Origin of the sequence: Shewanella sp. DNRA4 (assembly GCF_012843185.1) — a bacterium.
Lineage (GTDB): Bacteria > Pseudomonadota > Gammaproteobacteria > Enterobacterales > Shewanellaceae > Shewanella > Shewanella xiamenensis.
Window position 1 is genome coordinate 1 of the sequence record NZ_JABAIP010000004.1, and the last position, 15032, is coordinate 15032.

12 protein-coding genes and 1 rRNA gene are annotated in these 15032 nt (G+C 47.3%); 10 read left to right on the plus strand and 3 right to left on the minus strand.

Features of this window, described 5'->3' with window-relative positions; translation table 11 throughout:
• The 3 genes from HG547_RS05195 to HG547_RS05205 all read right to left on the minus strand — a co-directional run.
• Positions 1-97, minus strand: a 16S ribosomal RNA gene (locus HG547_RS05195); the annotation flags it as partial.
• Between the two features lie 718 nt (positions 98-815).
• Complete coding sequence (locus tag HG547_RS05200; RefSeq protein WP_037423474.1) at positions 816-1721, minus strand: helix-turn-helix transcriptional regulator; 906 nt, start codon at positions 1719-1721, stop codon at positions 816-818.
• A 54-nt stretch (positions 1722-1775) separates the two neighbouring features.
• Positions 1776-2672: a formate dehydrogenase accessory sulfurtransferase FdhD gene (locus HG547_RS05205; protein ID WP_037423471.1), complete on the minus strand. Its 897-nt coding sequence runs from the start codon at positions 2670-2672 to the stop codon at positions 1776-1778.
• A gap of 298 nt (positions 2673-2970) precedes the next feature.
• Here HG547_RS05205 and HG547_RS05210 point away from each other — a divergent pair, with 298 nt between their 5' ends.
• The 10 genes from HG547_RS05210 to HG547_RS05255 all read left to right on the plus strand — a co-directional run bounded on the left by HG547_RS05210 (position 2971) and on the right by HG547_RS05255 (position 15010).
• Positions 2971-3435 carry a DUF3305 domain-containing protein gene (locus HG547_RS05210; protein ID WP_037423466.1) on the plus strand — a complete coding sequence of 155 codons (465 nt, stop codon included), beginning with the start codon at positions 2971-2973 and terminating at the stop codon, positions 3433-3435.
• Complete coding sequence (locus HG547_RS05215) at positions 3435-4091, plus strand: DUF3306 domain-containing protein (RefSeq protein ID WP_037423464.1); 657 nt, start codon at positions 3435-3437, stop codon at positions 4089-4091. Before HG547_RS05210 ends, HG547_RS05215 begins: the two co-directional genes overlap by 1 nt.
• A gap of 171 nt (positions 4092-4262) precedes the next feature.
• Positions 4263-5939, plus strand: coding sequence for a 4Fe-4S binding protein (locus HG547_RS05220; protein WP_348981356.1), 1677 nt, complete (start codon positions 4263-4265; stop codon positions 5937-5939).
• A 10-nt stretch (positions 5940-5949) separates the two neighbouring features.
• Positions 5950-6627: a molecular chaperone TorD family protein gene (locus HG547_RS05225; protein WP_037423461.1), complete on the plus strand. Its 678-nt coding sequence runs from the start codon at positions 5950-5952 to the stop codon at positions 6625-6627.
• 167 nt (positions 6628-6794) lie between these two features.
• The gene (locus tag HG547_RS05230; RefSeq protein ID WP_011074127.1) at positions 6795-6992 is read left to right on the plus strand and encodes a twin-arginine translocation signal domain-containing protein; all 198 of its coding nucleotides are present in this window, start codon (positions 6795-6797) and stop codon (positions 6990-6992) included.
• Positions 6993-7009: 17 nt separating this feature from the next.
• Entirely contained in the window at positions 7010-9859 is a 2850-nt protein-coding gene (locus tag HG547_RS05235; protein ID WP_037423458.1) for a molybdopterin-dependent oxidoreductase, read from the plus strand.
• Positions 9860-9885: 26 nt separating this feature from the next.
• Positions 9886-10482 (plus strand): formate dehydrogenase FDH3 subunit beta, encoded by a 597-nt coding sequence (gene fdh3B, locus HG547_RS05240; RefSeq protein WP_011074129.1) that lies wholly within the window; start codon positions 9886-9888, stop codon positions 10480-10482.
• A 49-nt stretch (positions 10483-10531) separates the two neighbouring features.
• Positions 10532-11560: a formate dehydrogenase subunit gamma gene (locus HG547_RS05245; protein WP_037423454.1), complete on the plus strand. Its 1029-nt coding sequence runs from the start codon at positions 10532-10534 to the stop codon at positions 11558-11560.
• 379 nt (positions 11561-11939) lie between these two features.
• The gene (locus tag HG547_RS05250) at positions 11940-12140 is read left to right on the plus strand and encodes a twin-arginine translocation signal domain-containing protein (protein WP_037423451.1); all 201 of its coding nucleotides are present in this window, start codon (positions 11940-11942) and stop codon (positions 12138-12140) included.
• Between the two features lie 17 nt (positions 12141-12157).
• A complete protein-coding gene (locus tag HG547_RS05255; protein ID WP_037429193.1) occupies positions 12158-15010 on the plus strand; it encodes a molybdopterin-dependent oxidoreductase in 2853 nt (950 codons plus the stop codon).
• Positions 15011-15032 lie beyond the last annotated feature (22 nt).

Below are 15032 nucleotides of genomic sequence, written 5' to 3' on the forward strand. Positions count from 1 at the left end.
CACCTCATAAGTAAACTTACTTGTGCTGCCGCTCGACTTGCATGTGTTAGGCCTGCCGCCAGCGTTCAATCTGAGCCATGATCAAACTCTTCAATTAAAGTTTTTTTGAATCCTAAGATTCAGCTCAATGAATTCTGAATCGACTTAACTTAATAAGTCGTTGTACATATTGCTATGAACACTCATTATTACATTGATTTAATTTTTTGATTACCCACTCGAAAGTAAAGTAATTTCGATTAACTCAACACCTGTGAGTGTCCACACAGATTTCTTGTTTAGATTGTTAAAGAGCGTTTGACCATTCACTTCGCGTTACCGCTCAGCAGGTCAGGGCTGCGTATTCTACGCATTTCCCTTGTCGCGTCAAGGCGTTTTTACAAACTTCTTGAGGCTTTCGAATCAACTGCACAATTTGCATTCGATTCGCACTGTAACCGCGCTCGCTTTCGCTGTGTGCCGTGTCAGTGGATGCGCATTATAGGCAGCGAAACTTTTTGTGCAAGCGCTTTTTTCAGGTTTTTATGATTAATTTTCAAATAGATTGTTACACCCAAGCTAGGCACAACCTACACACTTGTTATACCCAGAGTTATCCACAAACGCTGAATTTATGAGCAAAACAAACCTAACAGCGAGCCTTTATTGAGTAAACGAGTGTGTGCTAAAGATAGAAGAAAGAATAAATGAGGCGGTAAATTTGGAGCTCTACATGATTAAGCAAGATGAAGGCTATTGGTGTCAGCCGCTACTTTACACATATATAAGCTATAAAGTAGCGTGTAGTGATGCACTTATACGTACATATAAGGTACTTAACTTGCACTCCAAAGAAGCTGTCCGCAATCGGTAAGATCATACCCCCCTAAAAGAGCCGCCATTTGCCGAGTATGCCCACTGCTTAACATAGTAAAGAGTTGTTGTAGCTGCCTGCGAAAGTAAATACTTTGTGGCATCACAAAGTCGAAGGACTCCCTGATCAGTGGCACAAAGCTTAAACCGCTCTCTAAAGCAACAGACTGACAACCAAAACCAATATCTGCATCTCCACGTGCAATATAGCCTGCAAGTTCACGCTCACTATAAGCTGTGAGTATGATATTAAGCTGATCTAAACGTGCACCTTGCTTTAATAGCCACTGCTCTAGATGCTGCTGACTGCCAGCGCCGCCTTGGCGACTGACCCAGCGCCAAGGCAAACTGAGAACTTTATCCTCTTCTTGACATCTGTGGTGCATATCGGTACGCATGATCAAGCCTTGCTGACGGGAATAGCCGTGCACCATGATCCATTGTTGGTGGTTTTGATAACCTTTAAGCAATGCTGGATGGCGGATATTTCTATCTTCCATACTCCCCCAGTGCAAGGTACACACATCAGCATAGCCCTTAGCTAATAACTCTAACCCCAAACGAGAGCCTGTTGCACTGTAGCTAATAAGCTCACGACTACCAACCTGCGCCATCAAACGCGCCACTAACATTGACAACAGAGGATCATCACTACCAGTAATCAATAGTCTGTCAGTTAACATACCGCTATGGCAGGAGTCCATCACCCAGCGGTCAATCAGCACCTTAGGGAATAACCATTTGCCGGTGATTTTTGTTGCGGGGAGAATTCGGTCATTCGCCATCGCGTAAACCTTTTTCTCATTAAGATCTAAATACTCAGCAACTTGCTTCGCGCTCATGTAAATCAATTCACTAGCGGATGTCATCTTATATCCTTGTCGTCTATCTCTTTTGAGTCCGGTCGCTATCTGATAAGGTCGCTATTTATCGGAGTTGGTATTCACATCAAATTCGAGATTTTCACTGCCGTGGTAGACCAAAAAATGACGCCCTTTGGCCCGAGCAATAATCGTGATACCAAGTTTTTGGGCAAGCTCCAGACCCATTTGCGTTACACCACTTCGCGACAGCAGTACAGGTATCCCCATTTTGGCGACCTTAATCACCATCTCCGAGGTTAACCGTCCTGTGGTATAGAAGATTTTGTTATCGCCCCGATCCTGCGCTAACCACATATCTCCCGCCAAGGTATCCACCGCGTTATGACGGCCAACATCTTCTACAAAAGCAAGGATCTGGTCAGCTTCACAAACACCACAACCGTGCACGGCACCTGCATTTTTGTAGGTCTCATTATATTCATTGATGTTTTTGAGCAAGCTGTAGAGCGTACTCTGCTTAAGGCTTGGGGTAGGTAGCTGAATACCATCTAAATCCTGCATAAAACTGCCATATACAGTCCCTTGACCACAGCCGGACGTAACGGTTTTTTCAGATAACTTTTGTTCGAGATCGGCGGTTTGCTCATGCGTTAATACCGCGGCAGAATTCACATCCCAATCAACAATGACAGACTCTAATTGAGCAACATCCGAGATAAAACCCTGATTTTTAAGATAACCAAGAGCTAATGACTCAGGCTTTGCCCCCAATGTCATCAGGGTCACTATCGGGCGCCAGTTCAGATAAACCGTTAAAGGTCGCTCACAGGCAACATGCTTATCAATTACCACTCCTGACTCATCCACTGCTTTGACGGCAATAGTTAACGGCACTTCAGCTTGAGTTTTTACAAAGGAAAAGCTTCGCTTGGGTAGAGAAGGATGGTCATTGGCGAGCATCTGCTGAGCAATATTAGAACTGTTATCAGAAATCATAATGTTACCGCTTTACAAGTGATGGCATCAGCATAGCAATATTTATACCTAGGTATAAAACTCAGGGCTAAATGCGTGATCCGTCGCAATACGAAACATTCTGGCGCATCAAAATGTCTCAGACAAAATGTCCATTCAGACAAAATGTCTCGCTTTTAACCCTATTTTGATGATCCACTTCAAACTAATTCCCCTTGTTTAATGGCATTAATATTGCAGTGACCTTTTATCACGATAAGCAGGGGAAATAGCGCCGGATGCTAAGGCTTATCTCCCTTACGGTTGAAACGGAGAGACAATGCAACATACTACTAGTGTTTGGCCCATGTACGTTTCACTCAAAAAAGTAGAGAAACAGGTGGGTCGTTGGACCTCAGTACAATGGGAAATCGATCATTTACTTCCCGCAACCCACGAAGCCCCCGAAGGAGCGACCTTAGTACTGCTAGAGCTGCACAAAGATGAGCGCGCCAGTTACCGCATCAACCTCGATATGGACAATGCGATGTTGTACTTAGTCTGTGATGAAATGGCAGACGGTACTTGGGTACCCGCGTTACTTTCGGCAGATCAAAATGTTGCTGCGGGCTGTCTTGAAGGCAATACGCCCGTAATCAACACGCTTATGCCTGAAGCGATTGCCTGTTGGATCGAAGCCTTTATCACTCAATATGGTGAAGTTGAAATCGCTGCTTATCGTCGTAAGCATGTCGATCACCGTAAAAATCAAGGTCCAAGCCACGATCCATTGCGGAGGGACTAATGACTGATTCAACCCCAAAGGCAAACGGTTTTTTTAGCCGTTGGAGTCAACGTCGTGAGCAAGTGGCAGCTGAAGAAGCCGCTGTTAAAACGCAAACGACTGCGGAAGAACTTGTTGATAATAAGGCAGAAGAGATCACTCAAGAGCCTACCGCTGCGCAAGAATCACAAGATGCGCTTAGCCAGGCAAATGAAGACCCTCATCGCATTCTCACGGCAGAAGATCTCCCTAATCCTGACGAGATTGAGATTGGTGGCAGTTTCGCTCAGTTTATGGGGGCGAATGTTGACCCAGCAGCAAAAACGGCAGCGCTACGCGCCCTTTGGAAACAACCGCATTTCAATGAGATAGATGGTCTTTTGGAATATGCTCTTGATTACAGCAACCAACCGAAACTAACACCAGAAGTCTCCGCTGAATTAGCCCAAAAAGTATTCCGCTATATCACCAAAGACAGTGAAGAATCAGAGATCGAACAGACCTCAACACCAGACGATGTAGTGATCGGTGCAGAAAATACCATCGAATCAAAAAACAGTGATATCGAAACCGAATTAGCCACCATACCGATTGCGGACAATTTGGATGGGGAGACTGATGACCTACCCCAAAATGCACCAGAGCCATTAGCTCAGATGCAAAAGCCAGTTGTTTAATGTCAGTTTAGCTAATTTTTATGTCTATAACTTTGGTATGTGAATTGCTGTACTAAGAGTACAAAACTTAGATAAAAGCAGAAAAGGCAATGACTTAGTATCAAATCAATGCCTGAATCTGTAACAAAACAGCGATAAAAGAGCAGCCAACGTACTGTTCAGGAACGCAATGTGAGCACTCATTTGACAACCAATCAAACCCAGGCTGCGCTAAAACAAGCGCGGCAAAATGTGTTAGCCCAAACACAGATTTTACAGAATCTGATCCCGCCAACAGTGAGTTACACCACTGAAGGCACAGTGCTAATTATTGGCCCTGAGGATCTCGCACGCCTCGCAGCGGACAAATTGTCCACTATGGCAAGCCGCGTCATTTTAGCGAACGAAGCCATTACCAGCCAAGATGAAGCACACCTTGAGCAAGTGATGGCTGCCGCCACGAATGTCGAAAGTTACTACAACAAACTCATCGGTATTAAAGGATTTTTAGGGCAGTTCCAAGTTAGCGTTGAGCATCAAAACGGTGCAGCGGAATTGAGTGTTGTCGCCATTCGTAAACCGCACTTTGACTTGATACTCGATTTAAGCAGCACACCTTGCTTGAATCTTGAAATGCTACCTCCGGGATATTTCTATGTTGGCCAAGACGACATAAAGCTCGCCGATGCACTAGAGCAACTCCCCGAACTGGTAGGGCAATTTGATAAACCCCGTTACGTCAAAATCAATGCCGACCTGTGCGCCCATGACCGTAATGGCATCAACGGCTGTAACCGTTGCCTCAACTTTTGCCCTGCCGATGCAATTAGCAGTGTCGCCAAGAAAATTGAGGTCGATCCTTACCTCTGCCACGGCGCTGGCAGCTGTGCGAGCGCCTGCCCAACGGGTGCGATTGGTTATGACTTACCGACACCACAGGCATTGCATTCTTACCTGAATAAAATTATCAGTCGTTACCGTGAGCAAGCGCAAACAGCACCAGTGATCCTTTTTCACGACAACGCGGTTGGTGCAAGCCTTATCGATAACGACTTAGCGGGTGATGTATTACCTATCGCCCTTGAAGAAATCACCGTTGCCAGCATTGACCATTGGTTAGCTTCACTGGCTTGGGGCGCACGCCAAGTGTTAATCCTCAATACCGAGGCAACCGCCCCTACGCTCACACAAATGTTGAAAGGTGAACTGGCTTTAGCCAACAGCATTTTAGATGAAATGGGCCAACCGCAGCGTCTGAGCCTTATCGACCCAAGCATGCTGGCGAATTTGGAGCCTGTGCTCGACATCAGCCTCGATTGGCCAGTGATTGTGCCCGGCGCTTTTGCGTCCACCAGCAAACGTAACACTCTGTTTGATGCGATTGACCATCTAAACAGCCAAGCGGGTGAAATCAACAGCTGTTTAAGTATCAACAACGTTCCCTACGGCAACGTCAGCGTCAATGTCGAGAAATGTACCCTGTGTATGTCCTGCGTGGCGATTTGCCCCACCATGGCATTACAAGATGGTGGCGACAAACCTGCACTAAACTTTATTGAGCAAAACTGTGTGCAATGTGGCTTATGTGAGGCGGCTTGCCCTGAAAAGGTCATCTGCCTGACGCCACAAATTAACTTTGATAAAGCTGCTCGTCAGCAATTACAAACCCTGAAAGAAGAAGCCCCGTTCGAATGTATTCGCTGTGGCTCTCCTTTTGCGACCCAATCTATGGTGCATCGGATGCTGGATATGGTCGGCGCGCACAGTGCATTTTCAGCCAATATAGAACGCTTGAAAATGTGTGGTGATTGCCGGGTAAAAGACATGTTTGAAGACATTCTTCAAGATCCTGAAAAGCAACTGCGATAAGAGATCCGCTATGACCGAATCAGTAAGACAAGTATCAGAAAACGATCAGTTGAGAGCCGATATCTATCAACTGTTAGCCGCCCTTTTGCGTCGCCATCCTAGCCCTGAGCTGCTGCAATTTTTGGCCAACCTTGAAATCGATGCCGATGAAGACAATGAGATGACCAAGGCTTGGTTATCTGTACAACTGGCTGCAAAGCAGTTCAGCAGTGAACAATTAGAAGATGAGTATTTTGCCCTGTTCCTCGGTGTGGGTTGTGGCGAAATCCTGCCCTATGGCAGTTGGTTTATGACTGGCTCATTAATGGACAAACCCTTAGCACTGCTGCGCCAAGACTTGATGCAACTCGGTTTTGAGCGCGAAGAAAACGTCAAAGAGCCCGAAGATCATGTCGCTGCTCTGTGTGAAGTGATGGGCACATTAATTCTTGAGGCTCCAGGTTATCGTCAACTAGCGTTTTACCAACGCCATATTGGCAGCTGGATTCAGCGATTCTGCGACAACCTAGGTAAAGCACCTAGTGCCGCCTTTTACGCTACGGTTGCTCAGCTTGCTAAAGCGTTTTTCGAGATGGAAGCTGCGGAGTTTGAACAACTCAGTTTAGACATTCCTGTGAATTGCCCTGGCAGTGCGGAGCTACAACCCGCTGCCAGCGATTTAGAAAAACAAGTGGAATTAATGAACTAAACTGAAAACGGTTGGCGATACGCAGATTCAGTGCCTATCGCGTTTTAGTTTGATAGGCAAAGGTGGACTTAACGTTCACCTTTGCCACAAAAAGGAAGCTTAGGCTTCCACAGTAACCGAGGTGGTCGTGGTTTGTATCACCTCATTTAGTAACACAAGGAGACACTATGAAGAAGCAAGCTTCCGACATGGGCCGCCGTCAACTGCTCAAAGCATTAGCACTCGGCAGTGCGGCTGGCGCGGTAGCGACTGTGAGTAGCCAAGCATTGGCTGCGACCCCCACAGTTGCCCCAAGCGAACCTAAGAGTGACAACTATCGCGAAACCGACCATATCCGTAATTACTATGCGTCGTTGAACAACTAACCAGAGGAGTGTGTGTGATGCGATTAACCCGCAAAACAGACCAAGTTGTCGAGCCTAAAGCGCCCGCCCTCGGTCTCAATCGTCGCCAATTTTTAAAATCGGCAGGTCTTGCCACTGGTGGTATTGCTGCAGCGTCAATGCTAGGTACTGGCATGATGCGTAAAGCAGAAGCCAAAGATATCCCCCACAATGCACCGACTGAAGTTAAGCGTACCATTTGCTCTCACTGCGCAGTGGGTTGTGGTATCTATGCTGAAGTACAAAACGGTGTGTGGACAGGCCAAGAACCCGCATTTGACCATCCATTCAACCAAGGCGGTCACTGTGCTAAAGGTGCAGCTCTGCGTGAGCACGGCCATGGCGAAAAACGCCTGAAATACCCAATGAAGTTAGAAGGCGGTAAGTGGAAGAAGATCTCTTGGGATCAAGCCATCAATGAAGTGGGCGATAAGATGATGGCGATTCGTCAAGAATCAGGTCCAGATTCTATCTACTTTATGGGTAGTGCTAAGTTCTCAAATGAACAGGCTTATTTATATCGCAAATTTGCCGCATTGTGGGGTACGAACAACGTCGACCACTCAGCCCGTATTTGTCACTCTACCACAGTAGCCGGTGTTGCAAACACTTGGGGCTACGGTGCGCAAACTAACTCGATTAACGATATTCGCAACTCTAAGTGCATCATGTTTATTGGGGCAAACCCAAGTGAAGCTCATCCAGTTGCAATGCAACATATTTTGATTGGTAAAGAGCGCGGCGCCAAAATTATTGTCGTTGATCCTCGTTTCACCCGTACTGCAGCTAAGTCTGATGAGTACGTGCATATCCGCCCAGGTACCGATATTCCGTTCATTTATGGCCTGTTATGGCACATTTTTGAAAATGGCTGGGAAGATAAAGAATTTATCAAGCATCGTGTTTACGGCATGGAACGTATTCGCGAGGAAGTGAAAAAGTACACCCCAGAAGAAGTTGAAAACGTAGTGGGCGTACCTAAGGCACAAATGTATCGTGTTGCCAAGATGATGGCTGAAACCAAACCCGGCACCATTATTTGGTGTATGGGTGGTACTCAGCACCACGTCGGTAATGCCAATACCCGCTCATACTGCTTATTGCAATTAGCTTTAGGTAACATGGGGGTTCCTGGTGGTGGTACTAACATTTTCCGTGGCCACGATAACGTACAAGGTGCAACTGACTTTGGTTTGTTATTCGATAACTTACCCGGTTATTACGGTTTAACCACTGCAGCATGGAACCACTGGGCCAATGTGTGGGATCTCGATCCTAAATGGGTGTCGAGCCGTTTCGACCAAGGCGAATACTTAGGTCAAACACCACAAACTTCAACAGGTATCCCCTGCTCTCGCTGGCACGATGGCGTACTTGAAGATAAAACCAAAATCGCGCAAAAGGACAATATTCGTTTAGCGTTCTTCTGGGGGCAATCGGTCAACACAGAAACCCGTGGCCGCGAAGTACGTGAAGCACTGAATAAAATGGATACTGTGGTGGTTGTGGACCCATTCCCAACCATGGCAGGCGTGATGCATCAACGTAAGGATGGGGTGTATCTGCTACCCGCTGCGACTCAGTTTGAAACCTACGGCTCAGTGTCAGCCACAAACCGCTCAGTTCAATGGCGTTCGAAGGTGATAGAGCCGCTGTTCGAATCTCTGCCAGACCACGTGATCATGTGCAAACTCGCTAAGAAAGTAGGCATAGATAAAGAACTGTTCAAACAAATCAAAGTCAACGGTGATGAGCCATTGATTGAAGATATTACCCGCGAATTTAACAAAGGTATGTGGACAATCGGCTACACAGGACATAGCCCAGAACGCTTAAAAATGCACCAAGAAAACTGGGGTACTTTTAATGCTGACAGCCTAGAAGCACCGGGAGGTCCAGCCAAGGGTGAGACCTATGGCTTACCATGGCCATGTTGGGGCACGCCAGAGATGAAACACCCTGGCACCCAAATTCTGTATAACGAAGCCAAACATGTTAAAGATGGTGGTGGTAACTTCCGCGCCCGCTATGGTGTTGAGCACAATGGCGTCAATATTCTTGCTGAAGGCACTTACTCTAAGGGTAGTGAAATCCAAGATGGTTACCCCGAATTTACCGCCGATATGCTCAAGCAATTGGGTTGGTGGGACGATTTAACCGAAGAAGAGAAAAAACACGCCGAAGGCAAAAACTGGAAGACAGATATTTCTGGCGGCATTCAACGTGTTGCCATTAAACATGGCTGCATTCCATACGGTAACGCGAAAGCACGTTGTATCGTTTGGACCTTCCCAGATGATATCCCACTGCATCGCGAACCACTCTACACTCCTCGTCGTGACTTAGTCGCTAAGTACCCAACCTACGAAGACCGTATGGTTGCGCGTCTACCGACACTTTATAAGTCGATTCAGGATAAGGACTTTACCCAAGGTTTCCCACTGACACTGACCTCTGGTCGTTTAGTGGAATACGAAGGTGGTGGTGAAGAATCTCGTTCTAACCCTTGGTTAGCCGAGCTACAACAAGAAATGTTTATCGAAATGAACCCGGCAGACGCTGCTGACCGTGGTATTCGTGACGGTGACAATGTCTTCGTTCATAGCCCTGAAGGCGCCAAGATCACAGTGAAGGCAATGGTGACGCCACGGGTTGTACCGGGTGAATGTTTTATGCCGTACCACTTCGCAGGGGTATTTGAAGGCGAAAGCCTAGCGAAAAACTATCCAGAAGGCACAGTGCCTTATGTGATAGGTGAGTCGGCAAACACCATTTTAACTTACGGCTATGACGTTGTGACTCAGATGCAAGAAACGAAGTCCAGCTTATGCCAGATAAGCAAAGCCTAACCAACTTGATGAGGAGATAAGCCATTATGGCAGTCATGAAATTTTTGTGTGACACCAAACGCTGCATCGAGTGTAACGGCTGCGTCACAGCATGTAAAAACGAAAACGACTCCGCGCTGGAGTGGGGTATTCAACGTCGCCGCGTGGTGACAATTAACGATGGTCAACCAGGTGAAGCATCGATTTCAGTCGCATGTATGCACTGTACCGACGCTCCTTGCATGGCCGTATGTCCGGCAGATTGTTTCTACCGTACTGACGATGGCATTGTGCTGCACAACAAAGATACCTGTATCGGTTGTGGTTACTGCTTCTATGCCTGTCCATTCGGTGCACCACAATTTCCGAAGAAAACCGCCTTTGGTAGCCGCGGTAAAATGGATAAGTGTACCTTCTGCGCCGGTGGCCCAGAAGAAACCTTCTCCGAAGCCGAACACAAGAAATACGGTGCCAACCGTATTGCTGAAGGCAAGCTACCTATGTGTGCAGAGCTTTGTGCAACTAAAGCACTGCTCGCGGGTGATGCGGAAGTGGTATCAAACATTTACCGTCAACGTATGGCATCTCGAGGCAATCCTAACGTGATTTGGGGCTACAACCCAAAAACCGGTGAGATTAACTAAGCAGAGTGAAGGTTAGGGAGTGATCCCTAACCTCTGGCAAGGAGTGAAAATGTTAAACAAACAGTTAAACAAATCACTGCGCAGTCTGTTTGCTCTGATGGTACTCGTGATGGGATTGGGACTTGGCTCAGTCATGAGCGCAGGCTCAGTACTGGCAAGTGATCAGCAATCGAGCCAACAGCAGGCGAAAGCGCAAACCAGCGAAGCCGATCTGTGGCGTGCGGTAAAGTCAGGTGAAACTGGCTATACCACGGCCAAAGGGGTCGAAACTGGGGTATTGATTAACGTTGCCGGTAACCAAGGTAAAGAAATAAGGAATCAATATATCACCCCGATTATGGCCTTGGCCGTGACGGGTGTATTTGGTGCTTTCTTACTGTTTTATCTGGTGAATGGTCCTTCAAAACTCAGCCACGGTTTCTCGGGCAAGATGGTTGTACGTTGGTCAAAGGCAGATTTGTGGATCCATTGGATCATGGCAATTAGCTGTCTTGCACTAATGTTTACTGGCTTAACTATTATGCTCGGTAAGCATGTCGTGCAGGAACTGCTTGGGCCAGATATCTGGGCACCACTGATCTACGGTAGTAAAACTGTACATGACTGGGCTGGCCCCGTCTTTATCATGGCGTGGATTGTCTGCGTAGTGAAATGGATGCCACTTCAAACCTTTAAGATGTACGATCTTAAATGGTTCTTAGTGGTCGGTGGCTATATCAACTTTGGCCCATTCAAAGGTAAACACCCTGACAGTGGTTTTGCCAACGCCGGTGAGAAAATGTGGTTCTGGACACTGACCCTATTCGGGCTGTTTATCAGTGTGTCTGGCATCATGTTGGTATTACCCGGCTTAGACCTACCCCGTGAAGCCTCGATGGGCGCGCTGCTGATCCACTCGATCAGTGCCGTTATCCTGATTGCCTTTACTATTGTGCATATTTGGATGGCAACTGTGCTCAGTGAAGGTGGTATGGAGTGCATGAAGTCAGGCTATTGTGATGAAAACTGGGCTATCCAGCATCACAACCTGTGGTATGACGAAATCAAAGCCAACGGCAGTTTGCGTTATAAAGACTAACGCAAGGGGTTATACTTAACCCGATAAAAACACCTCGCACTGCGGGGTGTTTTTTTATCCAAACCAAACCAACAACTTATTAACAAACATTTTGTTTTGAAGTAGAAATCGGGCATTTTTGTCATCTCAAATAAACCGCCAAAGCATGAGCAAGTTAACGCTTTTGGATTGGCGTATCATCTTCTGTTACCGCAAACTGTTCTAGATCAAATCCTACTCAATCTTTTCCTACTATATTGCCGTCACGCGCGATGATTAACGGCAAGCAAGATGATTTTATTATCTTTTTCACCTCTAATCTTCACTTTTTGATAACAAGCACCACTCCTCGAAAAGTCGCGCCATCCCAAGAACCATAACCCCTATTTCAGGAGTCAGCATGAAGCAACAACCTAGCGATTTAACTCGCCGTTCTTTGCTTAAAGCACTCACCGTTGGCAGCGTAGCCGGCGCCGCAATTGCCGCTACCGGCATCAGTGCAGCCCAAGCCAGCGAGAGCAGCAAGGTAACAACTAAAGAACCTAAGGGTTACCACGAAACTGCGCACATTATCAGCTATTACGATAGCCTGCGTAGCTAATCTAGGAGAAGTCAGCGATGAAGTTAACTCGCAAGTCCGATGTCGCCAAAGTGGCCGACAAACCGACGTTAGGCATTAGCCGTCGTCAATTTATGAAGCAAGCTGGTATTGCTACCGGTGGTATCGCAGCCGCTTCTCTGATGGGTACTGGCATGATGCGCCGCGCAGAAGCCAAAGATGTACCGCACGATGCGCCTATCGAAGTTAAACGTACGATTTGTAGTGCCTGTGCCGTCGGTTGCGGTCTATATGCCGAAGTACAAAACGGTGTATGGACAGGTCAGGAACCCGCATTTGATCACCCATTCAACGCCGGCGGTCACTGCGCTAAAGGTGCTGCACTGCGTGAGCATGGCCACGGTGAAAAACGCCTGAAATACCCAATGAAATTGGTTGATGGCAAGTGGAAAAAAATCTCTTGGGAAGATGCGATTAACGAAGTGGGCGACCAAATGCTCAACATTCGTAAAGAATCTGGCCCAGACTCAGTGTACTTCATGGGTAGCGCTAAGTTTTCTAACGAAGGCTGCTATATGTACCGCAAACTGGCGGCCATGTGGGGCACAAACAACGTCGACCACTCTGCTCGTATTTGTCACTCTACCACGGTAGCCGGTGTTGCTAACACTTGGGGTTACGGTGCGCAAACTAACTCTTTCAACGATATTCAGAATGCCAATGCTATCTTCCTGATCGGGGCAAACCCAGCGGAAGCGCATCCGGTTTCAATGCAACACATTCTGATCGCTAAAGAGAAAAACAACGCGAAAATCATCGTCGTTGATCCACGTTTCTCTCGCACTGCAGCGCACTCAGATCTGCACTGTGCAATTCGTCCTGGTACTGATATTCCGTTTATCTACGGTATGTTATGGCACATTTTCGAAAACGGTTGGGAAGATAAAACCTTTATCAAACATCGCGTATTCGAGATGGAAAGTATCCGCAGAGAAGTGAAAAAATTCCCGCCAAAAGAAGTGGCGGATATCACTGGCGTAAGCGAAGAAGTGGTTTATCAAGCCGCTAAACTGATGGCCGATAATCGTCCTGGTACTGTAATTTGGTGTATGGGTGGTACTCAGCATCACGTCGGTAACGCTAACACTCGTGCTTACTGTATTCTGCAATTAGCCTTAGGCAACATGGGCGTATCTGGCGGCGGTACTAACATTTTCCGTGGTCACGATAACGTACAAGGTGCGACTGACTTAGGTCTGTTATTCGATAACTTACCAGGTTACTACGGTTTAACCTCTGCGGCTTGGACTCACTGGACCCACGTGTGGGATCTGGATATGGAATGGGTGAAGAGCCGTTTCGATCAAAACGCCTACTTAGGCAAAGATCCAATGACCACTCCAGGTATTCCTTGTTCTCGCTGGCACGATGGCGTGTTAGAAGACAAGAGCAAACTGGCACAGAAAGACAATATCCGTATGGCCTTCTTCTGGGGTCAATCGGTCAACACTGAAACCCGTCAACGTGAAGTGCGTGATGCCTTAGACAAGATGGATACAGTCGTCGTTGTCGACCCATTCCCAACAATGGCAGGTGTTATGCACCGTCGTAAGAATGGCGTATATCTGTTACCTGCTGCGACTCAGTTTGAAACACAAGGTTCAGTGTCTAACTCAGGCCGTTCTATCCAATGGCGTGAGCAGGTTATCCAACCTTTATTCGAGTCAAAAACCGACATCGAAATCATGTACCGTTTAGCGCAAAAACTCGGTATCGACGAGCAGTACACTAAACGCATCGCCAAAGAAAACGGCTTACCAGTAATCGAAGACATTACTCGCGAAATTAACCGCGGTATGTGGACTATTGGTATGACAGGTCAAAGCCCAGAGCGTATCAAGTTGCACACCCAAAACTGGGGCACCTTCAGCAATAAAACGCTTGAAGCCGCAGGGGGTCCTGCGAAGGGCGAAACCTACGGTTTACCTTGGCCATGTTGGGGTACACCAGAGGCGAAACACCCTGGTACCCAAATTCTGTATAACCAAGCCAAACACGTAAAAGACGGCGGCGGTAACTTCCGTGCTCGTTATGGTGTTGAATACAACGGTCAAAGCATTTTGGCGGATGGCACTTACTCTAAGGGTGCGGAAATCCAAGATGGTTATCCTGAGTTTACTGCCGATATGCTCAAGCAATTGGGTTGGTGGGATGATCTGACTGCCGAGGAAAAAGCCGAAGCCGAAGGTAAAAACTGGAAGACTGACCTGTCAGGCGGTATCGTGCGCGTGGCAATTAAGCACGGTTGTATCCCATTTGGTAACGCCAAAGCCCGCTGTATCGTTTGGACCTTCCCAGACCAAGTACCTGTGCACCGCGAGCCGTTATACACCGCACGCCGTGACTTAGTCGCTAAGTACCCAACCTACGACGATATGCAAGTTCATCGTCTACCAACACTGTACAAGTCAATCCAAGAGAAAGACTTCAGCGGTAAATATCCATTAGTACTGACCTCTGGTCGTTTAGTGGAATATGAAGGTGGTGGTGAAGAATCTCGTTCTAACCCATGGCTGGCTGAGCTTCAACAGGAAATGTTTGTTGAAATCAACCCAGGCGACGCTGCCGACCGCGGTATCCGCAACGGTGAGTTTGTATGGTTAGAGGGCGCCGAAGGTGGCCGCATTAAAGTACAAGCCATGGTAACGCCACGCGTTAAACCAGGTGTGACCTTTATGCCTTACCACTTTGCGGGTGTGATGCACGGCGAAAGCTTAGCGCCTAACTACCCTGAGGGCACAGTGCCTTACGTTATCGGTGAATCCTGTAACACAGCACTGACCTATGGTTATGACCCTGTGACCCAAATGCAGGAAACCAAAGCGTCGCTCTGTCAGATCGTTAAAGCGTAAGTGCAGCTTAAGCTAGGAGAAT

Bases quoted from the DNA above. Each gene is read 5' to 3' on its own strand.
- HG547_RS05235 (WP_037423458.1), top strand. From the start codon at position 7,010: ATGCGATTAACCCGCAAAACAGACCAAGTTGTCGAGCCTAAAGCGCCC.
- HG547_RS05225 (WP_037423461.1), top strand. From the start codon at position 5,950: ATGACCGAATCAGTAAGACAAGTATCAGAAAACGATCAGTTGAGAGCC.
- HG547_RS05245 (WP_037423454.1), top strand. From the start codon at position 10,532: ATGTTAAACAAACAGTTAAACAAATCACTGCGCAGTCTGTTTGCTCTG.
- fdh3B (WP_011074129.1), top strand. From the start codon at position 9,886: ATGGCAGTCATGAAATTTTTGTGTGACACCAAACGCTGCATCGAGTGT.
- HG547_RS05210 (WP_037423466.1), top strand. From the start codon at position 2,971: ATGCAACATACTACTAGTGTTTGGCCCATGTACGTTTCACTCAAAAAA.
- HG547_RS05250 (WP_037423451.1), top strand. From the start codon at position 11,940: ATGAAGCAACAACCTAGCGATTTAACTCGCCGTTCTTTGCTTAAAGCA.
- HG547_RS05255 (WP_037429193.1), top strand. From the start codon at position 12,158: ATGAAGTTAACTCGCAAGTCCGATGTCGCCAAAGTGGCCGACAAACCG.
- HG547_RS05230 (WP_011074127.1), top strand. From the start codon at position 6,795: ATGAAGAAGCAAGCTTCCGACATGGGCCGCCGTCAACTGCTCAAAGCA.
- HG547_RS05215 (WP_037423464.1), top strand. From the start codon at position 3,435: ATGACTGATTCAACCCCAAAGGCAAACGGTTTTTTTAGCCGTTGGAGT.
- HG547_RS05205 (WP_037423471.1), bottom strand. From the start codon at position 2,672: ATGATTTCTGATAACAGTTCTAATATTGCTCAGCAGATGCTCGCCAAT.
- HG547_RS05200 (WP_037423474.1), bottom strand. From the start codon at position 1,721: ATGACATCCGCTAGTGAATTGATTTACATGAGCGCGAAGCAAGTTGCT.